Genomic DNA, 21954 nt, shown 5'->3' on the forward strand with positions numbered 1-21954 from the left:
CTCGTCTAAGACTTACTTTGTTTCTTCAATACAAACGGCCAAACAGAATTAGCACCAAACTTACGAAGTTTTTCCGCTAATTGTTTCGAATGGACTTCATTTTGTGCTAATGCAATTATACAACCACCATTTCCGCCGCCTGTTAATTTCGCACCTAAAGCTCCTTCTTCACGTGCATGGTGAATTAATTTGTTTAATCCAGCATCGCTAACGCCAAGAGCTTCCAGTTCTTTTTGTGCTTCATTCAACAATTGTCCAAGAAATTGCTTACTCGCTTTTTCTAACGCGTCTTTTGCATGATGCGTTAACTCTCCGATGCGCTCGATTTTGGCATGTATTCGTTTTGGCGCCATCTTTAACAGACGAGCTACAGATTCAACAGAGGTGCGGGTATCACCAATTCGGCCTGAGTCAGCTACAATAAAGTGTAAATCTTCACCAAGTTCGATATAATCGACAGGGTTATTTTTTTCAAACCATACCGGTAAATCTGATGTTATTGTAAGCGTATCAAGCCCACTTGGATCACCATGAGCATAGGTTTCTGCTACATTCGCTAAACGCAGTAGCTCTTCTGTTGTATATGTTCGATCGGCATAGTCAAATAAAGAGCGTATAACAGAAATCGCTACTGAAGCACTCGAACCAAGACCTTTACCTGGTGGAATTGAGGAATTAATACGAATAAGTAAGTCCTCATTAGGAATTTCAAGATAAGCTAGTGTCTCATCAACACAATTAGCAATACCCTGAAGATAATCAGGTGCATGTCGTAATGGTCCATGATAAAAAGAACTGTCCACTTTTACCGTACCCGGGACATACTCAATAACGGTTTCTACACCTATTAAAGGAAATGGAATAGCAATCGCTGGTTGTCCGTGTACAACTGCGTGCTCTCCGATTAAAATAAGTTTACTATGAGCTACACCAATAGCTGTTTTCTCTGAGGCTGTTACTTTTTCTAAACTCATTGTTTATACTGTTCCACCAATTCTTTAGCTTTTCCGACACGGATTTCTTTTTGTTCAATTAATTTATTCGCTATCACATCAATCATCTCCCCTGAAGCCCCTCCAGCAATTGCAACAGAACGCGAATGAAGAGCCATATGGCCTTTTTGAATTCCATCAGTTGCTAAAGCTTTCAAAGCACCGAGATTCTGTGCTAAACCGACTGCAACAATTACTTGTGCTAGTTCAGCCGCAGATTTTATATTCATTATTGAAAGAGAAAGTTCTGCTAAAGGATGTACCCTTGTAGCTCCACCAACAATTCCAACAGACATTGGTAACTCAATTTCACCAACCAAATTACCTTCGTTATCTTTAGACCATGTGGTCATCGAACCATATTGGCCATCTTTTGCTGCATATGCATGAGCGCCAGCTTCAACAGCACGCCAATCATTTCCTGTAGCTATGACAATTGGGTCAATGCCATTCATGATACCCTTGTTATGCGTAACAGCACGATATGGATCAGAAGCAGCAAATTCATAGGCATGTATAACACCGTCTCTGACTTCCTCACCAGTGAAATCACCTGTTGCTAAAAGATAAGGCGGAATCACACATTTTGCATTTGCTAGGCTTCGGTCAGCGTAGTTCGACAAAATTCGAAGGTAAACCTTGCCATTAGTTATTTCTTCAACAATAGGAGCAATAGCTTCTACCATAGTGTTAATCATATTTGCTCCCATCGCATCACAAGTATCTACATATATATGCATGATAAGCATCTGCGAGTATGTTGAATCTTCATGATCATTCAGAATACGCACATCGAGGTCTCTCGTACCCCCGCCTCTTTTTACAATACTTGGATAAGCATCATCAGCAGCTCGCATCAACGTATCTTTTTGGTTAAGAACCGCTTCTTTTGCTTCATTGAAGTTAGAACACCCTACAACTTGAATTTGTCCTATCATTAATCTTTCCCGAGACTCGGCTTCAAATCCACCTGCACTTCTAACAATTTTTGCTATGTGGCTTGCAGATGCTACAACTGAAGCTTCTTCAATTGCCATCGGTACTACGTATTCCTTCCCGTTAATCACGAAATTCAATCCCATCGCTAAAGGAAGCTCATAGGTACCTACTACATTTTCTATCATATTATTGGCTGTATCTAAAGATAATGGGTGATTACTCGTGAGACTACTCATCTGCTCATCCGTCAGTTCATGATTATTTTTCAATAATTCGCGTCGTTGTTCTACTGACATATTATAAAAACCTGGAATTCTAGAAGATTTCATTCCTCGCTCATCCTTTAATCTATTGAAATTCATCGAACTAAAAAATTTAATATATCGTTCCCAAATTAAACTATGTAAATTATAACATGAAATATAATGACTTTTCATTTAGAAGTTCCGATATGTGTTAAGTAATGAACTTTCAATTATTTCCTTATCTTCTGTAAAGTTATTTTCATTGTTTTCTCTGTATATAAAAACAAACAGGTCCGACTAATCGTTCCTGTTTGTTCCATGTTATGAGCCATGAAGGATTCGAACCTTCGACCCTCTGATTAAAAGTCAGATGCTCTACCGACTGAGCTAATGGCTCGTATAATATAAAATGAGATATTTCATTAATATAGTTTATAAAAAAGGCATAAAAAAAAGACCTTAATTAAAGTATGGCTGGGCCACCAGGATTCGAACCTGGGGTACACGGGATCAAAACCCGATGCCTTACCGCTTGGCTATGGCCCAACAACAAAAATGGTGGAGGGGGGCAGATTCGAACTGCCGAACCCGAGGGAGCGGATTTACAGTCCGCCGCGTTTAGCCACTTCGCTACCCCTCCGTAGATATTGTTAACCATAAAATAAAGATTATACAATTAAAATTCAAGTGGTGCCGGCCAGAGGACTTGAACCCCCAACCTACTGATTACAAGTCAGTTGCTCTACCAGTTGAGCTAGGCCGGCATTATTAAGATTATAGTATTCAATTATTTTCACGTTTCATGAGCCAACCAAATGAAATAGTATCAAACTTCAATTTATGTTGCAAGAATATATTTCTACATCATATAAAACTTGATGGTGGAGGATGCAGGGCTCGAACCTGCGACCCCCTGCTTGTAAGGCAGGTGCTCTCCCAGCTGAGCTAATCCTCCATAATATTGGTGACCCGTACGGGATTCGAACCCGTGTTACCGCCGTGAAAGGGCGGTGTCTTAACCGCTTGACCAACGGGCCATGATGCTTTTCGACAGCTTTTTGATAGCATGTCTCGCAAACTGACGAATTTTATTATATCGAGTATAACCCAGTTTGTAAAGAGTAAATTGGAAAATTTTTTGGATTTTTTTATTTCACTTAAAAACCGTCTCATTGCTGGAATAATCGCACTTTTCAGCTTCCTTATCCACCTATAAAACAACACTTTTATGTTTTGGTTTCATTACCAGGTACTAATAAGTTATAATAAGTAAATAATGAATCATTTGGAGGTAAACTATGACGAAACTATTAGAAGGTAAAAATATTGTAGTTATGGGGGTTGCGAATGAACGAAGCATCGCCTGGGGAATTACCAAGTCACTGCACAATGCAGGAGCTAATCTAATATTTACAAATAGACAAGAACGTTCTTATCAAAAATTGGTGAAACTACTAGACAAGCATGAAATGAAAGCAACTGCCATTATCTCTTGTGATGTTGCTTCTGATGAAAGTATTCAACAAGCATTTAATGAAGTTGGTGAAAAAGTAGGAGTCATTCATGGCGTAGTTCATTCTGTTGCCTTTGCAAATCGTGATGAATTACAAGGGGAATATGCAAATACATCAAGGGATGGCTTTTTACTCGCTCAAGAAATTAGTGCCTACTCCTTAGTAGCAGTCACGAAGGCAGCTAAAGAATTTATGACTGAAGGTGGTGGAATCGTTACACAAACCTATCTAGGCTCCGAACGCGTTATTCCTGGTTATAATGTGATGGGGGTTGCAAAAGCTTCCCTAGAAGCAAGTGTTCGCTACCTTGCCGAAGACATGGGTAAATACGGTATCCGTGTAAATGCTGTCTCTGCAGGACCGATCCGTACCCTTTCCGCAAAAGGTGTTTCTAACTTTAATGAGAAAGCTAATGTTATTGTAGAGAAAGCTCCATTACGCCGAAATGTTGATCAAGATGAAGTTGGCGATGCAACCTTATTCCTAATTAGTGAAATGGCTCGTGGTATAACTGGAGAAGTCTTACATGTTGATTCTGGCTTCCATATTATTGGTGGATAAAATATAAAAGATTAATAATACCTTCTCATTTTTTGGGAAGGTTTTTTTATGCTTATGTTTATTATCATACACATCGGGAACATTTAATTATGTACAACAATTCAAGACAAAGGAGCTTGATAATATATGTTTAACAATGTAAAACACTTTATTAATGGTGAATGGGTAGAATCCACAGGCAATGAAACAATTGATGTTATAAATCCAGCAACAGAAGAAAAAATGGGTACGATTAGTGCAGGTACAGAAGAAGATTTAGATAAAGCTGTACAAGCTGCTAAAAAAGCATTTCCTTCCTTTTCAAACACTGCAAAGGAAGAAAGAGTCCAATTATTAGAACGTATAGCAGATGAATATGAAAAAAGAAAAGATGAATTTATCAACGTAATTACCCAGGAATTAGGTTCTCCAGTTACTTTTACGGAGCAAACACAATATGAAATGGGTCTTCGTCACTTTAGAGAAACAGCAAAAATATTACGTGACTTTGAGTTCACCGAACAACGTGAAGGATCATTTATTCAGAAAGATGCAATAGGTGTAGCAGGGTTAATTACACCATGGAATTTCCCTACAAATCAATTATCAACAAAACTAGCTAGTGCGATTGCTGCTGGTAGTACAGTAATATTAAAACCAGCATCGCAGACTCCATTTGCTGCAATGCTAGTCGCAGAAGTATTTGAAGCAGCAGGTGTTCCTAAAGGTGTATTTAACCTTGTAAATGGTTCTGGTGGTAAAATCGGTAATGCAATTAGCTCACATCCAGATATTGATTTCGTATCGTTTACTGGTTCGGGCGGAGTCGGAACAAAAATCATGGAAAATGCAGCTCAAGATATTACGAAAGTATCTCTTGAATTAGGTGGTAAATCTCCAATTATTATTTTAGATGATGCAGATGTGAAATATGCTGCCAAAAATGCAATTACAAATATCGCTGCTAACACAGGGCAAGTATGTACTGCAGGAACAAGAGCACTTGTACCAGCTTCCATGCATGATGAGTTCATTGAGGCAGTAAAAGAATTATTACCTGAATTTCCTGTTGGTGACCCGCAAGATAAAAACACCTTTACCGGTCCACAAGTTTCCGAAGAACAGTGGAAAACGGTTCAAGATTATATTCAACAAGGAATCGATAGTGGAGCAACCTTGGTAGCAGGCGGCACTGGTAAACCAGATGGTTTAGAAACAGGATACTATTCTAAACTAACTGTCTTTACGAATGTAAATCGTGATGATACGATCGCTCAAGAAGAAATCTTCGGTCCAGTCCTATCCGTCATTACGTACAATGATTTAGATGAAGCAATTGATATAGCAAATGATACCATCTATGGATTAGCAGGATATGTCGTTGGTGAAAATCCAGAGACATTAACAAAAGCTGCTAAAGGCATAAGAGCTGGTCGAATTACAGTTAATGATGGTAAAGCAGACTTCTCCGCTCCATTTGGTGGATTTGGTCAATCTGGTATTGGCCGCGAATGGGGTGACTACGGGATTGAGGAATTCCTAGAACCAAAAACAATTCTTGGCTTACCTAAATAATATTACGGCAAAAAGGCCCTTGCGCCGCTTGTTGCTGATTCAATTATTTAGTTATTCAGAGCATGCCAATTTTATAAATTGCTATGTTATTAGAGAACCGGTAGATGATTACTACCGGTTTTTTATTTTGCTTTTTTAATAAACTTCTAAAATATAAAAGTAGACCTTGACATATAATCCAAATAGGTGTAAATTTTAAATCGTAACAATTACGATTCGTAATCATTACGTACGTTTTATAATAATGACTACTTTTATACTGATTTGGAATATTAACTTATAATATCTTATTAGAAATTTGGAGGTAACATAGTGAAACGTCTTCTATTTTTATTATTAACAACTCTCATTCTTTTATCTGCATGCCAAAATGAAGATGCTACTAACGGGGATGATGAAAATTCATTAACAATATCCACAACTATCTTCGCCTTAGAAGATTTCATCTCAAAAATTGGCGGTGATTATGTAGATGTAGAAAGTATCTATCCCCCGAACGCAGATGCTCATACATACGAACCTAGCTCTAGAGAAATGGTCGAACTAGCTAAAAATGATGCATTTCTGTACTCCGGTGTTGGTATGGAACCATTTGCTGAAAAAGCAGAGGAAATTTTAGCCGATGAAGATGTAGCAGTCGTTCCTTTAGGGGAAGGTGTGCACTTACGAGGTGAACATAACCACAATCACGGAGATGAAGAAGCATCTCACGAACATGAAAGTGATGACCATGACCATGACCACAATGAAAATTCAGCTTCCATCCACATCGACGGTGTAAATGATCACTATCATTCAGGTGATACCGTTGAATTAGAAGCACATTTAGATGAAGATACAGATGTTGACAACTGGAAGTGGTATTCTCGTACCGATTCTTCCGAGGAATGGGTAGAAGTGGATGGCCAATCAACTTCTCAATATAATGGTACGATTGATGAATCAATCGAATTAAAGGTCGTTTTATCTGATGACAATAATGAAGTTGTTGCAGAATCAGAGGCGGTACAGCTTCAAATTGATAATCATGATGGGGAAAGTGGAATTGGAGATCCTCATGTATTTATTGACCCTATATTAAGTATTCAACTAGCAGAGAATATTAAAAACACGTTAATTGACTTACTACCTGAGCAAGAAGAATACTTTACTGCTAATTTTGAGGAAGTAAAAAGTCAATTAGAGCAAGTTGATCAAGACTTACAACAAACCTTTGATAACGCAGACCTTAACCACTTAATTGTTTCACACGCTGCATATGGTTATTGGGAAGAACGATATGGATTGGAACAAATAAGCATTCATGGGTTATCCCCGACACAAGAGCCTTCTCAATCCGAGTTAGTACAGATTATCAATGCTGCTGAAGAACACGACTTAAAATATGTAGCATTTGAAAATAATGTAAGTAGTAAAGTGAGTGAAATTATTCAATCAGAAATTGGCGCAGATAGTATTACACTTCGAAATATGGAAACCATCACGCAAGAAGACATCGATAACGGAGAAGATTACTTTAGCTTAATGGAGAAAAATATTGAAGCATTAGAAGAAGCATTATCAAAATAATATAGAATAGACCCTGCATGTTAAGATTGCAGGGTCTATTTTTTGTGAATCAATTATTTCACTTGTAAACGTTGACCAGGTTGAATCGTGTCATTGGTTAACCCATTTAAAGACTTAATATTTTCTACCGTTGTTTCATATTCCTGAGCAATTCCCCATAAAGACTCTCCTGCTTGAACAATATGATACACCGGTCCTTGTTCAAATCCCGTTCCTCTGACAATAAGAACTTGTCCAGGATAAATCGTATCATCGGTTAAACCATTAAGATCCTTTAATTCTTGTACAGTCATACCAAATGCTCGTGAAATACTCCAAAGCGTATCTCCAGGTTGAACCGTATAGGTATCTTGTCCACCAGCAGACGGCAGATTAAATACACGAGCAATCCCATTGGCATGACCTAAGGCAATACGATTTAAATAAGCATCTGACTTTAATTTATTCGCATCTGCGACCGTATCAATAAAGCCATTTTCCGTTAAGATGGCTGACATAGCTGACTCACGTAAAACATGGAAGTTCGCTTTCTTCTTCCCTCTATCTCTAAAATCTACTTGCTTCATAATTTCTTCATGCATTAAATTACGATATTGTGCGGTAGCTGAACTATCCGATAGATTACTATGGATATAATCTTCATATCCTGTACCACCACCAGCATTAATATGAATCGATACAAAATATTCCGCTCCCCAATTATTTGCATCATTAGTACGTTGAGCTAGTGAAACAGCTGTATCCGTTGATCTGCTCATACGAATGGAATGCCCACTATAATTAGTATTAAGGTAGTTTCTAACCTTCAAAGCGATTGCTAAGTTAACATCCTTCTCTTGCAAACCATTGCCTACTGCACCTGGGTCATTTCCACCATGTCCTGGATCTAAATAAATTTTCGCCATAATATCTCCCCTTAAATAAGTTTTTATATAAAAAAGAAGCAATCATATCTGACTGCTTCTTCTTTAACGAGTTAACTGGTGTTCCTGTAGGATTTCTTTTTGCTTTCTACCACGTAAGGTAATGTAATTGTTTTTGAACCAAGACCATATAGCAGCGCTAAACACTAGTATTGTTGTAATGGTTTCATACCAAATTGTTTCATTGCCTGGGATAGGATTAAGATCAAACGTAACTAAAATTTGATTGACTAACGCTATGAACAATACTAAAGTGCGCGTAACAGTTGCTTTATCCATACAATCACCTCATTTAAAATTTTGCTAAAAACAAAGCAATTGCTCCGCTTATTATTCCTGTAATAAGTGCGGTAACAATTGCTTTAGTAATCATACGTCTAATCCACTTTGTATCATCTTGTATAGATGCCAATGTTGACTGTAAATTAACGATTTTTTCATCTTGTTTAGCATCATTCATTTGTAATCTATTAACATCATCTTTTATATTTTTTATATCATTTCGAATTTCTAAAATATCCTGCTGTGTTTTGTCCATAGGCTCCACCTCTTTATTTAGCATTCTTACCTCCTATCCTCATCGCTTATCATTCTAATCCTATAAACTCATAAACAACATATAACAAGTAATAAGGAAGACTATTGGGTAAATAATAGAGATTATCTTGTTGGGGACCTTTAACAAAGACAGAATGATAATAACAACTATCGAAACTACGAAAGGGATACCCAAGACTTTTAACATTCCAACCAATAATGCATCCATTGATGAACTTAATGGACTCCAGTCTATCTGCATTTAGCACCTCCACTTTTCTTTATCGGTTGGAAATTATAAGTTTTCATCATAAAAAATAACGCTTATCCAGCGTTAAATTTAATAGCTTTATTGATCTATTGATTATCGTTAGATTCAAAGGATTCTACTAAAATAAAATGTATTTCAGCTTCTTTCCCCGATAATTCTTTATCACAATCATTTACCAATCTTTTCACTGTTTGGCTGGCAGATTCAAGATTTTTATCATCAAATATATAATACTCATCAAATAGTTCTTTATGTTGTTTATTAAACCCATATGGATCACTAATCTCAATACCACCGGACTCATTTTTTATTAGTTCTCCATTGATATCTGTATTAGCATATTCTTTTAATAATATTAACTCCTCTTCAGCAATACTCTCATATTTTTCGTTTATTGCTTTTACAACCCTCATTCGATGAATGTTTTCATTTCCTTTAGCTGAAATCGTATTCTGTAAGAATTCTGCAGCATCTTTTAAGTGTTTGTTCTGTATTTTGATCATTTTTGTATTACCTCCAAGTGTTACTTTCTTAAATATTAGAAGTCACTTCTTAGTTACTTTCAAATCTAATAACTTTTTTCATTTAACATTATATATATCACATATTAGTATCAAAAGTATTTATTTTATATAGAATAAAATAAGGTTAGATAGGAAAACTCTACTTCATCGCTATTATAGAAATGTACCCTCATAATAGTGCAGTATCCTGTACTTTTAACAGATCCCCTACTTATCATTCTAACTACTATTAGAATTATGTTACCTTTCCTTTAATTCTTTAATCTCTTTCATTAATTTATTTAACTCATTAATTAGTAACTCATAATTAGTACTTTGACAGTTCTTTTCTTCTTCTAATTTTCTATCTAGCTCTTGAACAGCTTTTATAGTTGGTGATACAAGTTGTTCATACTTCATTCCATACATACCATCCTCACCAATTTGTAGAATTTCATAATCATTAATGTCTACATCATATTTTTCAAGTACTGTTCTAAAACTTTGAGCTGAAACTCCAAATTGAATAGGTCTTTTTTGTGTATTATCTCCAATCGGTTTTAAACGGTATGTTATAGTTCCAATATCTTTGATAAAATCTAATCCTAGTGTATTATCTTCTATATCTTCTTTTAATCTTTCGTCAGAAGGGGTTTGTAAACTGTTTTGGGAGTAAATATTCGTCCATCTATGATAACTCGTACCTAAATCATAATACAATTCGCCACCATATTGTGGTCTAAAAGCAGGATTTCTTCCACTTTTCACTGTATTTTCCATAATATATCCTAATCTACTTCCGCTAAAAGGATAGTTAAAATAAATATTGTCTCCTTCGATTCTATCAGTATAAATACTATAAAAACGACTGCCTGGTAATCCTAAATTATAATTATAAGAAGCTGAATTAGCACCATAGATTGTTCGATAATGATTCCCCGTCCAAGCATTTTCAATTATCCAACCCCCTCCATCATAACTGGGGCTTGAATTTAACCATAGTCTATTTGAAATAATATTAGTCATTACCCCATCAGCATTATTCTCTACCCAACCACTATGGATACGAATACCGTTAAATGAATTATCATTTACACTTAAACTATAATCACTAACTCCTAAAGAAACGAAAGGTCTACCGTTCCCTCGCAATGATTCACCAAAAAGCAAACCGGAGTAAACATCTCCGTTTGTGTAATACAACCAATTACCATTATCTGTAAACTGAATTTTCGCCCCACCACCAAACGTAAATTCAGCATTCCGCATTGTAAGACTTCCTGTATTCAAATTTAAATCCATATTGTTATTATTACTCAATAATCTTCCAGCTCGAACAGTTCCTAAGTCAGCTGAAATGGATGATAATCTAGAGGCGTTAATCTTATCTGCATTGACACTAGCTATTTTTGCACTTGTAATAGCTAAGTCTTCAATCTGTGCCTCACCAATAATTGCCCTCTCTAACTTTGCTCTTTCAATAGTTCCATTAGCAATATGAGCATTCTGAATAACCCCATCATTAATTAATGTAGTTCCGTCAAGGTGTATAAGGTTACCTTTTATTTTTACTCCTTCACGATTGAGATTGATTTGTGAGACTATATTATCTACATCTACTTTCAAATCAATTTCATTTGATAATTGATTAATAGTCGATTCTGCTTGATTCATTCGATGTTGATTATCAGTTACATCCAATTCAATATTACTTACTGTCGTTTCTATACCTTCTGCAAATTGCTGAACATCACTAATAGACTGCCTAAGAATGCCAGTCTCATTGTTAAATATAGTTTGCTCTACTCTATTTCGAATTTCTTTCTCATTTTTTTCAATCAAAGAAGAATGTTGCTCTAAATCTTGCACAACACCATTATAATCTGTTTCATATCTTGTTAAGCCCACTTTATTGCTTATCATGTTGTCAATATCGGTAATCGTATATACATCATTGGTATTCACTTTATCTACTAGTTGACCTTCTACATATTCCAAGTCATTCGTTAAATTACTTACACTCTCCATTATCCCATCACGAGTTTCACTAATTTCACGGTCCGTATATTCACTTGCTTGTTGATTAATCAGACTTTTAGCTTCTTGGGATATCTGTTCAAAACTTACTCCACCTGTACCGATAATATCGTTAATATTATGGAGTTCACGCATTCTTTCTGCTAGTTCTTCACCAAATAATATATCTTCACTAATCACACGATGCGTGCTTGCTTCAACTTGTTCTGACCAATCACTAGCAGTACCATGATGATTGATAGCCCGAACATAGTAGTACCATTTCTGATCTGTCTCAACTATATGAGAAAAGGCAGAAACATTTCCTTTCCATAATAAGTGTTGAGAATCTGGTTCAAATTCTTTTACTTGTGAGCCATATACCTCATACGCGTTAACATATATTTCATCTGTATAATCCCAATATATTTGAATGGTCTTAAATGCTCCATAAGCTTCTACATTCGTTGGAGGAGAGGGTTTATTATCTGGATAGCTATCTTTGGATATCGTACCGACGCTTTCCCACTTTTCTCGATTTTTATCTATATCTTCAATAACTTTATCAATTCTATCATCATGTAAGTTTAAAAATTGCCCCATTTCAACTTGAACTGTATCAGAAGAACTAAGGACATCATATTCGATTGCAATGATTCTTGTTTGTATTTCAATTGGCCTTGCAAAGTTACGATCAATACATATCGCTGTATCGCCTAACTGTATACGTTCTCCAGTAATGTCTACCAAAAGTTGATAATTTACTTCTGGTTGTTGTGCTAGAATCAATGCTTTCCATGTCTTTTCTAACAATTCTTCAGGTTTTTCAATTTGAGTATCTTTAAAAACACCTTGTCTATGCATTAATGTACCATCTTTATCTAACCCATACTTACTAAGAGCATTCGGATCGCCGACCCATTTTTGACCTATAGGTTTATCAACAGGATTACCATTTTGGACTTTCCATTCTACAGTAGAAAAGTCAATAATCTCCTCATCTACGGTTCCTCCTTGTCCATAAAGAGCCGTTTTCGGATAGCTAATAATTGTCCGATTCACATTGGTAGCATTGTAGTCTATTTCAAACCTTAGCCCATTATCCTCACCTAAACGATACTGAAACGATACATTTCTAGTAATCTTATTATTGTCATCAATACTTATAGTATCTTTAAATTCGATTCCCCATATATTAACAATCATCAACATAGCTTCTAATGAAGATTGATATTCGATATCTAAATTTGCATGAGTAGTGATAAAATCAGTTTGGAATTGCCATCTTGTTTTTTCAAATATCTTTTCAAGCGCTACAGTAAGGGACTGATCTTTTAAATTCAACTTTTCTATAATATGTTCATTCAGTTCCATTAATGCAGAAGTACAAGTCGCTGTAGTAATGGAGACCCCCATATCTGTAGTATCATCTATCTCCTTTATAGTAAATAAACGATAGTCTCCGCTTCGATCACGAAATACGACTTGATTTTCTTCTTTTACATATTTCATTATGTCTTCGTTCGCTTCAACTTCAAATTGAAATGGTGTATCCGGTATTTGATTAACTTCCTCCCTGAAACGCGTTTGAAGTAAACCTGTATCTTCCGAAATAATAGTTTTTAATTGATCTTTTTGATCAAAAATGAATAATTCACTCATAGACTCCCTCCTTTCTATGAATAATCTTTTTTATTATAAATTAATGTACAATCGTGGCTTGTAATAATTTCCGTATCTCCAGGTACTAATTGGTGATAACGCGATTGTACACTAACAGTTTTTCTTAGGTCATGTTCACTATTAAGTAAAACTCTTCTCTTATCGAATTCTATGGACAATTGATCCCCTTCAATAAATTCATAGTTAAGATAAAGATAAATTCCATTACTTTCATTAAATGAAAAATAACTTACATTCTCCGTAAAATTAACCTTTATCTCCCAAGATGTTGGCTCTATTGACTCAATAGAATACAAATCACTCCCCAGATGAATATCTGTCTCTATACGCTCAAAGTATTTCGCGGGATCTGTACACAAAAAGATCAAACTTCCTTCTATGGAATTTGAATTCTCCTCTGGTATATCCACTTCTTTAAATGTCGCGAGATAGTAGGCATTTTCATCAGTAAACCTTAACTTTCTTTTTTGACCTTGCAAAACAGAATAGAGTTGTTGGAATTTATGGCGAAATCCTGAGTTTGTTTTATCTTCCAGTAAAAAACTCACAACTATTTCTCTTGGTTCGTATTTAAAATCTCCTTCTCTTAAACCATGCATACCTAGATACTCATTTGTTTCTATAGACTTTGAAGCCAGATTTCTTCCGGAAATAGACGTAGTTATAAACCTTCCTTGTTTATCCGATAAAAGATTATCTATATTTACGTTATTGAAAATGGTTTGTAGAGAAAAGGAGCCTGTAAAAGGCTCCTCTCTAGGAGTTGTATCCGTAAATACATACATATACTTTCCCCCTTTTTATACTCTTCTAGTTCGAAAAGCTTTTCTTTCTTGTACATGTGAGATATCTTCCACAAAAGATTGAAAATCGCTATTTCCAATTCGTAGATTAATATATGCTGGTTGATTTGCTTGTTCGATATTCGATTGAACTGCTACATTTTGAGGATTAGAAAATTGGTGTACGTTATTAACTTCTCCTGCTAAATCCAAGTTAGGGCTCATCTCTGCATGAAATGCCTTTGTTGCACCGTTTGTTACATTTATCATTGCTTTACTTAGCTTACCTGACATTTGGTTAACTCCAACAATAAACCCTTCCATTGTGTCATCACCAATCCCCATAAATAACCTTGATGGAGATTTAATACCTAAGAAACTTAATACACCGTTTACTGCATCTTTGGCTGCTTGAACAGCAGAACTAACCAGATCTTTCGCCTTATCTTTTATACCTGTAATCATTCCAGAGATAAGATCCTTACCTGCTGTTACAAACCTATCCGCTGCTTCTTTCACACCCTCTATTGCTTTAAATACCATATCTTTTCCTGCCGTAGCTAGTCCGGACACCTTTTCAGCAATTCCGCTTAACACTCGAGCAACTAAATCTCTACCGATCGATAACAGTTGAACAAGTAAACTACCAATACCATTTAATAGTGATAGTACGATTTGTACACCAGCACTTAATAATTGTGGTAGCATAGATAAAATTGTTTTCGCTAATTGCATAATTAATTGAATTCCTGTACTAATTAAGGACGGCAGTACTTGTAATATACCTTGTATTAAAGACATTAATAGTTGAATACCCGTTTGAATCAAACCAGGTAATAGCTGGATTACCGTATTAACAAGTGATGTAATGAGTTGCATACCAACATTTAATAATTGTGGTATGACAGTAATTATCCCGTTTATTAATGACGTTAATATACTAATCCCCGCTTCGATAACCATTGGTAGACTTTCCACAATTAAGTTTATAAATGTGGTCACAATTGTTAATATAGTTTCAACAATCATTGGTAAAGCAACTAATAAACCATTGATAATTGCCGTTATTAATTGGATTCCCATATCTAAAATCATAGGAAGATATAAGATAATTGTTTCAGTAATAGTTGTTATTAACATAATTATCGTCGTAATTAGTAATGGTAACATGATCACAATAGAATCAATGAGTGATGTTACTACTCCTGAGAATACCTCAATTAGTAATGGAAGCATGGTTGTAAATGTACCTAAAATGGTCTGGATTAAGCTCGTCACCATCTCTATTAATAGAGGTGCTTGCTGAAGTACACCATTAATAAAACCTTGTAAAAAACTAATTCCTGTTTCTAGCATGACTGGGAGCATAGTAGTTAAAGTAGTGACGATGGTAGAAATAATACCTGATATATCAATACTACTCATGGAATCGACCGTACCTGTAAATACCGACTGTATTGCTGCCCATGCAGAGTCAATTGCTCCTCGAACCGTTTCATTGGTTTGATATAATTGAAAAAGAACCCCTATTAATCCAGCTATCACAGAAACAATAGTAAGAATAGGATTTGCTTTTAATACCCCCCACAACTTCTTCCCAGTTGATTGGATTGAATTAAATGCGTTAGGAAGGCTCTTGGCCACATCTTGCATCGATTGGATTGCAGCAGTAGTATTATCAACAGCACCAACCAAACCTGTAAATACCCCTGTGAAACTTTGGACTGTATCAGATTGTAGATAATCCTGTAATTGTTTAAACGGACCAATTCCTCCGCTTACTGCACTTAATTGATCTACAAGCCCATTTACTGAACTTCCCGTATCAATAAGTTGATTACCTAGCGCACCTACTTCGTTAGACATATTTTTGAATTGATTCACATAATTTTTAACTCCGGTTATTTCCAAGTAATGCTCTACAGATAAACTGTTAGACATTTATTCCACCTCCTCCCTTTTGTTCACTCCTTCAGCCACCATAGCCATTTTCTTTTCCTCTGTGGTAACATCTTTATGATTTATATCAACCTTCTTTAATCGTTTTTCATAATTAAAGAAATCATGAAACGTTTTATACACATACTCCTGCTTTGGATTTTTAGAGGATCCTTTGGTTCGCTTGGTTTTAACTTGGTGATTTAGCCATGCTTGAAGGTGCATATCATACTCTTTGTCCACTCTAGTTAAATAATACGATCGCATTCTGAGTGTATATTCGTACATCGTTAAACAGTCAATATCTTCCAACGATGTAAACCCAAGATATCGAAAACAATTAATAATAATTGTTTCGTACGTATCCCTTGAGGTTTCCCTTACTTGTTTTTTACCGCTTTTTCCTGAAAGTCTTTGAGTGTGTCTTTGACCATTACCGACTTTCCCAGCTCATCCAATAATTCAGTGAATAAAGTTGATAAACCGTCATGTATTTCTGCATATTCTTCAATAGCTAATTCAATCGTTGATTGTTTCGGGGTATTAGTGTGATGTGAAATCCCAGCTTTAATAACCTCAACCAAAACAGTAGGGTTTTTTTGTACTAAATTGATATAAGCTAAGTTCACTCCCATTCCGAATTCCAACCCTTGATAATCAACTTTATATACCTCATCTAATTGTCTAATAAACTTTATACCAAATTTTAATGCATACTCTTTGTTATTAACTTTAAATTCCATACGAAATACCACCTTTTACAAGATTTAGAGAGCACGTATTGTGCTCTCTTTATTTTTTACTCATTTACTGGTGTTTCTTCTACTACAGTATCTTGAAACACGTACTGAACAGCTTCTTCTTGTTCAGCAGTTAATGTGGCCATCCCAACTTGAGGCTCTAATTCTACAATGAAGTTACTTGATACTGTTGCTTGTTCTTCCGCATTCGCAGCACTCTCCCATGAATCTAAGTATCCTTGAGCATATACAGCTGGGTATTTATCTCCCTCTTTTAGTGCTTCATCTACGGTTACTTCCCATAACTCAATTTTTTCACCTTTTTTCACTGCACCTTCTAACATTTCTCGTACTGGGTCATCTTTAGACTGAATTGCCTCAATACTTACTTCAGACTCTAATTCCCCAACTTTTACAATTGTTCCATCTTTCGTGATAATACGATCAAGTGCACGTGAGTATGAAAATGTATGTTCCGTTTGGAACACTAGCTTTGCAGCCTGATTTGTACTTTCATTTAGTAAACGAAATAATAAAACTTTGTTTTTTCCCTGTAACATCTCTGCCATTTAAAATTCCTCCTATAAATATCTAATTTGTTGAAGAGAATACTAATTTTCTGTTGTCCCCCTTCATCCTATAGGTGGGCTTGTATGTCTTTCGTACGACAAGCGACTTTCTTTTTCGCTCTTTGGATAAATTGTTGCACAGAAGATTTCGCAATGTTAAGTTCCTCAGATATTTCACCCATACTCCACCCTTGCGCCATATGCAACAGGTAGCACTGCCTTTCTCGTGCAGATAGCACCAACAATATTTCCGTTATCATGACTTTCTCGTTTTCCGTAAGCTTTCTTTCCGTCGGTTCTATCTCTAAGGATGGTAATAAATCCATATCGTACATAACTCTACGCTGGTATGCTGAACGTTTATCAACTCCACCATAACTGTCTGGTTCTCGTCCAATACGCATCCAATTCATGGCATAGGACATATCTTTGATCATTTCATCAATTACTTTGATATCTTTTTGTTCCATTTCAACTTCTGGGTCTAATTTTTTCTTCATATCCTCTAATGCTTTTTTTCCATGTTCGTACTCTGCTAATAAGTGATCTACCCAATTTTTATCTTCAAGTTTTCTTCCCATTAATAATCCCTCCTTTAAAATGAAAAAGGACATGAGCAACGTCAGTAACGTTATCTCATGTCCTCCAGTTAGCTGGTAGCACGCGATACTATTTGAACTCTTCTCCCTCATCAAAACAAACACGTTTTACTTGTCCTTGATGAGTTATGATTTTTGTCTCTCCATGATCCGGCAAATACGACATCTTTGTTTTTCCATTTGAGTAGACAATAACAAAAGGCTTGTCCTCCTCTTTGGCGGAATAAGGCAAGTGATCTTCTTGAACGAGGATATCTTTTAATCGCATATTTATCCTCCTTTCCTTAATTTCTGTTTTAGAAATCGTAAACTTATCGTACATTTCTATTTCAAAAATGTCAACAATAAAATTTCCGAAAAAGAAATAAATTAGCAGTCAATTATTAAATATGCTATAATAAATTTCTAAATCAGAAAATATAGGTGGTATGAAATAATGGATATCGGAAATCGTATTATTCAATTACGCGAAGCGAAACATTGGAGCCAAAAAGAATTAGCGAAAGTTGCTCAAATTAATGTAAGTGTAATGAATCGAATTGAAGCAGGGGATAGGCCAATTCGTGGAGACGAACTAAGTCGATTTGCCTCTATTTTTGAAGTATCTACGGACTTTTTATTAGGACGTACAAATGAAGGTAAGCTGAAGACTAACGATGAAAAACAGCAATTCATTGAAAAAATTCAAGAAGAGTTTCCAGAAGCAGAGTTAATGTTTAATGATTTAGCAAACTTTACCTCGAAAGATATCCAAGATGTTTATGACTACATCAAATTCAAGAAAAGTCAAAATGAAAATAACGCCTAAGTTCTATTGCAATTTTTATAGAAGGACCTTATACTATAATTACCAAATTAAGGTAATAATTGGAAGGTGCAATGAAGAAAGCACCTTTTTTTATAACATAAAATAGAACATACGTTCTTAATTGGAGGTAATCATGCATTACTCACACCTAGAAGATTATATCCATCACCTTTATAAATCAATCAAAGTCTCTTCTCCTTCCCAGTTAAATATTATTACTATTGCCGATCGTTTAGGAATTAAAGTAAGTTATGGAAATGTTGCTTTTCGCTTTAATGATGAAATCATTCTTCGCAAAGGTACGCAAGAACAAAAATGGCAAGAATTTGGTCATGAGGTGTGTCATTACTTGAGACATAGTGGAAATCAGCTATTGATGCATCCTCTATTTTTCGAACTCCAGGAATATCAAGCAAATTATTTTTCATACCATTTTTGCATCCCAACATTTATGCTAGTGCAACAAAAAAATTGGCATGCTTTATCAATAGCAAGAACATTTAAAGTAACAGAACCATTTGCCTCACGCCGACTAGAAATGTATCAACAAAATCATTTATACGGTCCTAGCCACTTAAAGAATAAGTAGGTCAGATTCTCTGATTTTTCCAAATAAATTTTAATAATTTATAGAAATAATCAAATACATTTGATATTGTGAATGTTAGTGACTGAATAGAAAGAGAGGTGCCAAAAGTACTAGCAGGAAATTATATATTTTTATAGGAGTGATTTGATGGAGTCTATGTTAATCATTACGATTTTATTAGCATTACTAGGTTTAGCAATTATTGGGGGTATTGTATGGTTTATCTATATGAAACTACGTTATAAAACTGTTCCCTCAAATGTTGCTTTAATAATTACAGGGCCAAAGCTCGGAGACCCAGAAAAAGAAAGAAATATATTTCAGGATGATCAAGGCAGATATATGAAAGTCATTCGTGGTGGTGGACACCGTTTGAGAATGTTCCAAACATCTACACCAGTTCCTTTAACAGCATTTCAATTACAAATAACCAGTCCAACTGTACATACATTAAAAGGGGTACCCATTGAAGCTGAGGCAGTCGCTATGTTAAAGGTAGCTGATTCTCTAGAAGGTATTGCTAGATACGCAGAACAATTTCTAGGTAAAGACCAAGATGAGATCGATGAAGAAATTACCGAAGTATTAGCTGCTAACTTAAGGGCCATTCTTGCCAAGTTAACAGTTGAAGATATTAATAATGATCGAGAGAGCTTTAACCAACAAGTTACAGAAATCGCCCAGAAACAGCTTGATGATATGGGATTCCGTATCACTAGTTTAGGTCTAACTGATTTACGTGATGTAGATAACAGCGATTACTTAACGAACTTAGGTAGACCGGAAACTGCACAAATTAGAAAACATGCTGAGATTGCAGAAGCTACGAACAGAAGAGAAACAGAAATTCATAAAGCACAGATGAATGAACAAGTGGAAATTGAACGTTATGAAAAAGAAATCAGTATCTCTGAGTCTCGAAAAGCCAAGGAACTTACCGATGCGAAAATTAAGGCTGAAACAGATCGGGAGCGTGCAAGAACAGAAGCTGCATACTCCTTAGAGCAAGCAGAACGCTCTCTAGAAGTCGAAAGTGAACGACTTAAAGTTGATCGTCAGAAAAAACAAGAAGAATTAGACATTCAATTATTAGAGAGACAGCGTAAAGTTGAATTAGAACAAAAAGAAGTAGAAGTACGTAGAGCTGCTGCTGAGGCAGATTATTATGAGGAAGTAAAACGCGCTGAGGCTGCTGCTGAAGCGAAAAAACGTGCTGGGGAAGCAGAGGCAGAAGTTATTGCTAAGAAGAGCCAAGCAGAAGTGCAAGCAATACGTGAGCGTGCGAAAGCGATTGATGAACACAAAGAAGTTATGTTACTTGAAATGGTAATTGAAATGCTTCCGGAGTTTGCTCGTGCAGTATCCGAACCAATCTCCAATGTAGACTCTATCCGCATATTAGACAATGGCGACGGTAAAGGCATGGACCGCATTCCAAATTCTGTTACATCAATGATGACCAACATGCAAGATAGTTTAAAACAAATGACTGGCTTGGATTTAAATGCGATGTTAAACCGCATTACAGGTGGAGGAAATAATACAACCGATACAAAAGAGCCCATACAAGCCCTTGCATCGAAAATTAATCAACCCAAAAATGAAGTCGCAGCCGTAGATGAACCGAAAACTTCAGAAGGAACTGCAACAGAAGAAAAAAGGGATGATAATATAGAAGAATAATACGATATAGTTGAACAAAGCCCTCCAGAGCGGGGGGCTCTGTTATTACCTTAAATCATTAACGATGGAAGTAACAATATGCATAGAATCCCATTCTCCATTCGATACAGCTATTATTGAATAATTCTTTGGAAATAATTTCGAATGAATTTCCTCTATAGAGCTGCCTTTTTCATATAAAAATTTAATTTCTCCATAAAGGTTTTCAAGATAATCTAATTTTTGCTTCAACTTCTCTTTTCCATTTGGAACATACCCAGCATGACAACAAAATATTGATCGAATATCGTAGCTAAGGATGGTACGAATTGAATTCATGATCTGAGGAATCGATTCATCTTTCATGATTACTTTTGTTTTTGATGATACAAATAAATCACCAGAAAACAGCGTTCCTGATTGTTTATCCAGCAAGCAAATATGATCATTCGCATGACCTGGTGTATAGATTACTTCCCATTCTTTCTTTTGAGATTGAACCATATCTTTAACAGCAATAGGTTTAAAAGGTCTCCTTACTCCCCAGGTTAATTGACGATATTTCGGATAAGGAGTGTCGTCAGAACAAAGTTCTATTCCTTTAGAATGCAGATAAATTGGTACATTTAAATGATCTTGTATCCAGGGAGCTGTACCAGTATGATCTTCATGATTATGGGTAAGAACTACGGAATCAAATGTTATATTCTTATAAAAATCAATTAACTCCGATTCAAATCGTTGTGGACCAGTATCGACTAACATTCCATCGACTAAAAATATAAATACTTTACTCATTTTAGGAGCAGTCATTTCAACACAGGTTATATTTTCTTTATCATAAATTTCAAGCACACTGGTTCACTCTCCTTTATAATTTTACGTTTACTATAACTTTACCACAAAAATGAATGAATAGTCAGTCATTTTGATCTTCACAAAAAAAGACTTGCTCTATAT

The 21954-nt window shown here is 35.6% G+C and carries 21 protein-coding genes and 6 tRNA genes; 6 read left to right on the top strand and 21 right to left on the bottom strand.

Annotation, left to right across the window (positions count from 1 at the left end):
• Positions 1 to 5: 5 nt before the first annotated feature.
• The 8 genes from mvk to ABC346_RS02575 form a co-directional block, all read right to left on the bottom strand.
• A complete protein-coding gene (gene mvk / locus ABC346_RS02540) occupies positions 6 to 974 on the bottom strand; it encodes a mevalonate kinase (protein WP_413233411.1) in 969 nt (322 codons plus the stop codon).
• Positions 971 to 2260, bottom strand: coding sequence for a hydroxymethylglutaryl-CoA reductase, degradative (locus ABC346_RS02545; RefSeq protein WP_413233412.1), 1290 nt, complete (start codon positions 2258 to 2260; stop codon positions 971 to 973). The genes mvk and ABC346_RS02545 overlap by 4 nt, the downstream gene beginning before the upstream one ends.
• A gap of 240 nt (positions 2261 to 2500) precedes the next feature.
• Positions 2501 to 2573 (bottom strand) — tRNA-Lys (locus tag ABC346_RS02550).
• 74 nt (positions 2574 to 2647) lie between these two features.
• Positions 2648 to 2722 (bottom strand) — tRNA-Gln (locus tag ABC346_RS02555).
• 10 nt (positions 2723 to 2732) lie between these two features.
• Positions 2733 to 2816 (bottom strand) — tRNA-Tyr (locus ABC346_RS02560).
• Between the two features lie 48 nt (positions 2817 to 2864).
• Positions 2865 to 2940 (bottom strand) — tRNA-Thr (locus ABC346_RS02565).
• 115 nt (positions 2941 to 3055) lie between these two features.
• Positions 3056 to 3131, bottom strand: a tRNA-Val gene (locus ABC346_RS02570).
• Between the two features lie 7 nt (positions 3132 to 3138).
• Positions 3139 to 3213, bottom strand: a tRNA-Glu gene (locus ABC346_RS02575).
• A 261-nt stretch (positions 3214 to 3474) separates the two neighbouring features.
• Between ABC346_RS02575 and fabI the strand changes: the two genes are divergently transcribed.
• From fabI to ABC346_RS02590, 3 genes are all read left to right on the top strand, one after another.
• Positions 3475 to 4251, top strand: coding sequence for an enoyl-ACP reductase FabI (fabI, locus tag ABC346_RS02580; protein WP_413233413.1), 777 nt, complete (start codon positions 3475 to 3477; stop codon positions 4249 to 4251).
• A gap of 126 nt (positions 4252 to 4377) precedes the next feature.
• Positions 4378 to 5805, top strand: a complete 1428-nt coding sequence (locus ABC346_RS02585; protein WP_413233414.1) for an aldehyde dehydrogenase family protein — start codon at positions 4378 to 4380, stop codon at positions 5803 to 5805.
• 312 nt (positions 5806 to 6117) lie between these two features.
• A complete protein-coding gene (locus ABC346_RS02590) occupies positions 6118 to 7374 on the top strand; it encodes a metal ABC transporter solute-binding protein, Zn/Mn family (RefSeq protein ID WP_413233415.1) in 1257 nt (418 codons plus the stop codon).
• A gap of 53 nt (positions 7375 to 7427) precedes the next feature.
• Here the strand turns inward: ABC346_RS02590 and ABC346_RS02595 are convergent, their stop codons facing one another.
• The 12 genes from ABC346_RS02595 to ABC346_RS02650 all read right to left on the bottom strand — a co-directional run bounded on the left by ABC346_RS02595 (position 7428) and on the right by ABC346_RS02650 (position 18203).
• On the bottom strand, positions 7428 to 8279 hold the full coding sequence (locus ABC346_RS02595; protein ID WP_413233416.1) for an N-acetylmuramoyl-L-alanine amidase family protein: 852 nt from the start codon (positions 8277 to 8279) through the stop codon (positions 7428 to 7430).
• A gap of 63 nt (positions 8280 to 8342) precedes the next feature.
• On the bottom strand, positions 8343 to 8576 hold the full coding sequence (locus tag ABC346_RS02600) for a phage holin (RefSeq protein WP_413233417.1): 234 nt from the start codon (positions 8574 to 8576) through the stop codon (positions 8343 to 8345).
• Positions 8577 to 8589: 13 nt separating this feature from the next.
• On the bottom strand, positions 8590 to 8859 hold the full coding sequence (locus ABC346_RS02605) for a hemolysin XhlA family protein (protein WP_413233418.1): 270 nt from the start codon (positions 8857 to 8859) through the stop codon (positions 8590 to 8592).
• Between the two features lie 332 nt (positions 8860 to 9191).
• Positions 9192 to 9608 carry a hypothetical protein gene (locus ABC346_RS02610; RefSeq protein WP_413233419.1) on the bottom strand — a complete coding sequence of 139 codons (417 nt, stop codon included), beginning with the start codon at positions 9606 to 9608 and terminating at the stop codon, positions 9192 to 9194.
• A 261-nt stretch (positions 9609 to 9869) separates the two neighbouring features.
• The gene (locus ABC346_RS02615; RefSeq protein WP_413233420.1) at positions 9870 to 13286 is read right to left on the bottom strand and encodes a phage tail protein; all 3417 of its coding nucleotides are present in this window, start codon (positions 13284 to 13286) and stop codon (positions 9870 to 9872) included.
• 14 nt (positions 13287 to 13300) lie between these two features.
• On the bottom strand, positions 13301 to 14092 hold the full coding sequence (locus ABC346_RS02620; protein ID WP_413233421.1) for a distal tail protein Dit: 792 nt from the start codon (positions 14090 to 14092) through the stop codon (positions 13301 to 13303).
• A 15-nt stretch (positions 14093 to 14107) separates the two neighbouring features.
• Positions 14108 to 16030, bottom strand: coding sequence for a phage tail protein (locus tag ABC346_RS02625; protein WP_413233422.1), 1923 nt, complete (start codon positions 16028 to 16030; stop codon positions 14108 to 14110).
• Positions 16031 to 16339, bottom strand: coding sequence for a hypothetical protein (locus ABC346_RS02630; RefSeq protein WP_413233423.1), 309 nt, complete (start codon positions 16337 to 16339; stop codon positions 16031 to 16033).
• A 68-nt stretch (positions 16340 to 16407) separates the two neighbouring features.
• Positions 16408 to 16770, bottom strand: coding sequence for a tail assembly chaperone (locus ABC346_RS02635; RefSeq protein ID WP_413233424.1), 363 nt, complete (start codon positions 16768 to 16770; stop codon positions 16408 to 16410).
• Between the two features lie 56 nt (positions 16771 to 16826).
• Positions 16827 to 17336 carry a phage major tail protein, TP901-1 family gene (locus ABC346_RS02640; RefSeq protein ID WP_413233425.1) on the bottom strand — a complete coding sequence of 170 codons (510 nt, stop codon included), beginning with the start codon at positions 17334 to 17336 and terminating at the stop codon, positions 16827 to 16829.
• Positions 17337 to 17404: 68 nt separating this feature from the next.
• Positions 17405 to 17917: a sigma factor-like helix-turn-helix DNA-binding protein gene (locus ABC346_RS02645; protein WP_413233426.1), complete on the bottom strand. Its 513-nt coding sequence runs from the start codon at positions 17915 to 17917 to the stop codon at positions 17405 to 17407.
• An 88-nt stretch (positions 17918 to 18005) separates the two neighbouring features.
• Positions 18006 to 18203: an XtrA/YqaO family protein gene (locus ABC346_RS02650; protein WP_413233427.1), complete on the bottom strand. Its 198-nt coding sequence runs from the start codon at positions 18201 to 18203 to the stop codon at positions 18006 to 18008.
• A 168-nt stretch (positions 18204 to 18371) separates the two neighbouring features.
• Here ABC346_RS02650 and ABC346_RS02655 point away from each other — a divergent pair, with 168 nt between their 5' ends.
• The 3 genes from ABC346_RS02655 to ABC346_RS02665 all read left to right on the top strand — a co-directional run bounded on the left by ABC346_RS02655 (position 18372) and on the right by ABC346_RS02665 (position 21015).
• Positions 18372 to 18743, top strand: a complete 372-nt coding sequence (locus tag ABC346_RS02655) for a helix-turn-helix domain-containing protein (protein WP_413233428.1) — start codon at positions 18372 to 18374, stop codon at positions 18741 to 18743.
• Between the two features lie 133 nt (positions 18744 to 18876).
• Complete coding sequence (locus ABC346_RS02660; RefSeq protein WP_413233429.1) at positions 18877 to 19332, top strand: ImmA/IrrE family metallo-endopeptidase; 456 nt, start codon at positions 18877 to 18879, stop codon at positions 19330 to 19332.
• A 147-nt stretch (positions 19333 to 19479) separates the two neighbouring features.
• Positions 19480 to 21015: a flotillin family protein gene (locus ABC346_RS02665; protein ID WP_413233430.1), complete on the top strand. Its 1536-nt coding sequence runs from the start codon at positions 19480 to 19482 to the stop codon at positions 21013 to 21015.
• Positions 21016 to 21060: 45 nt separating this feature from the next.
• On the opposite strand, the gene ABC346_RS02670 is transcribed toward ABC346_RS02665, so the two are convergent.
• Entirely contained in the window at positions 21061 to 21849 is a 789-nt protein-coding gene (locus tag ABC346_RS02670; RefSeq protein ID WP_413233431.1) for an MBL fold metallo-hydrolase, read from the bottom strand.
• Positions 21850 to 21954: the final 105 nt, after the last annotated feature.

Source organism: Oceanobacillus phoenicis (assembly GCF_047238145.1).
Taxonomy (GTDB): domain Bacteria; phylum Bacillota; class Bacilli; order Bacillales; family Amphibacillaceae; genus Oceanobacillus.

What these genes read in the sequence shown, in the direction of transcription:
- ABC346_RS02615 (WP_413233420.1), bottom strand. Translation starts at nt 13,286, where the DNA reads ATGAGTGAATTATTCATTTTTGATCAAAAAGATCAATTAAAAACTATT.
- fabI (WP_413233413.1), top strand. Translation starts at nt 3,475, where the DNA reads ATGACGAAACTATTAGAAGGTAAAAATATTGTAGTTATGGGGGTTGCG.
- mvk (WP_413233411.1), bottom strand. Translation starts at nt 974, where the DNA reads ATGAGTTTAGAAAAAGTAACAGCCTCAGAGAAAACAGCTATTGGTGTA.
- ABC346_RS02660 (WP_413233429.1), top strand. Translation starts at nt 18,877, where the DNA reads ATGCATTACTCACACCTAGAAGATTATATCCATCACCTTTATAAATCA.
- ABC346_RS02645 (WP_413233426.1), bottom strand. Translation starts at nt 17,917, where the DNA reads ATGGGAAGAAAACTTGAAGATAAAAATTGGGTAGATCACTTATTAGCA.
- ABC346_RS02640 (WP_413233425.1), bottom strand. Translation starts at nt 17,336, where the DNA reads ATGGCAGAGATGTTACAGGGAAAAAACAAAGTTTTATTATTTCGTTTA.
- ABC346_RS02585 (WP_413233414.1), top strand. Translation starts at nt 4,378, where the DNA reads ATGTTTAACAATGTAAAACACTTTATTAATGGTGAATGGGTAGAATCC.
- ABC346_RS02650 (WP_413233427.1), bottom strand. Translation starts at nt 18,203, where the DNA reads ATGCGATTAAAAGATATCCTCGTTCAAGAAGATCACTTGCCTTATTCC.
- ABC346_RS02595 (WP_413233416.1), bottom strand. Translation starts at nt 8,279, where the DNA reads ATGGCGAAAATTTATTTAGATCCAGGACATGGTGGAAATGACCCAGGT.
- ABC346_RS02655 (WP_413233428.1), top strand. Translation starts at nt 18,372, where the DNA reads ATGGATATCGGAAATCGTATTATTCAATTACGCGAAGCGAAACATTGG.
- ABC346_RS02625 (WP_413233422.1), bottom strand. Translation starts at nt 16,030, where the DNA reads ATGTCTAACAGTTTATCTGTAGAGCATTACTTGGAAATAACCGGAGTT.
- ABC346_RS02545 (WP_413233412.1), bottom strand. Translation starts at nt 2,260, where the DNA reads ATGAAATCTTCTAGAATTCCAGGTTTTTATAATATGTCAGTAGAACAA.
- ABC346_RS02605 (WP_413233418.1), bottom strand. Translation starts at nt 8,859, where the DNA reads ATGCTAAATAAAGAGGTGGAGCCTATGGACAAAACACAGCAGGATATT.
- ABC346_RS02665 (WP_413233430.1), top strand. Translation starts at nt 19,480, where the DNA reads ATGGAGTCTATGTTAATCATTACGATTTTATTAGCATTACTAGGTTTA.
- ABC346_RS02610 (WP_413233419.1), bottom strand. Translation starts at nt 9,608, where the DNA reads ATGATCAAAATACAGAACAAACACTTAAAAGATGCTGCAGAATTCTTA.
- ABC346_RS02620 (WP_413233421.1), bottom strand. Translation starts at nt 14,092, where the DNA reads ATGTATGTATTTACGGATACAACTCCTAGAGAGGAGCCTTTTACAGGC.
- ABC346_RS02635 (WP_413233424.1), bottom strand. Translation starts at nt 16,770, where the DNA reads ATGGAATTTAAAGTTAATAACAAAGAGTATGCATTAAAATTTGGTATA.
- ABC346_RS02600 (WP_413233417.1), bottom strand. Translation starts at nt 8,576, where the DNA reads ATGGATAAAGCAACTGTTACGCGCACTTTAGTATTGTTCATAGCGTTA.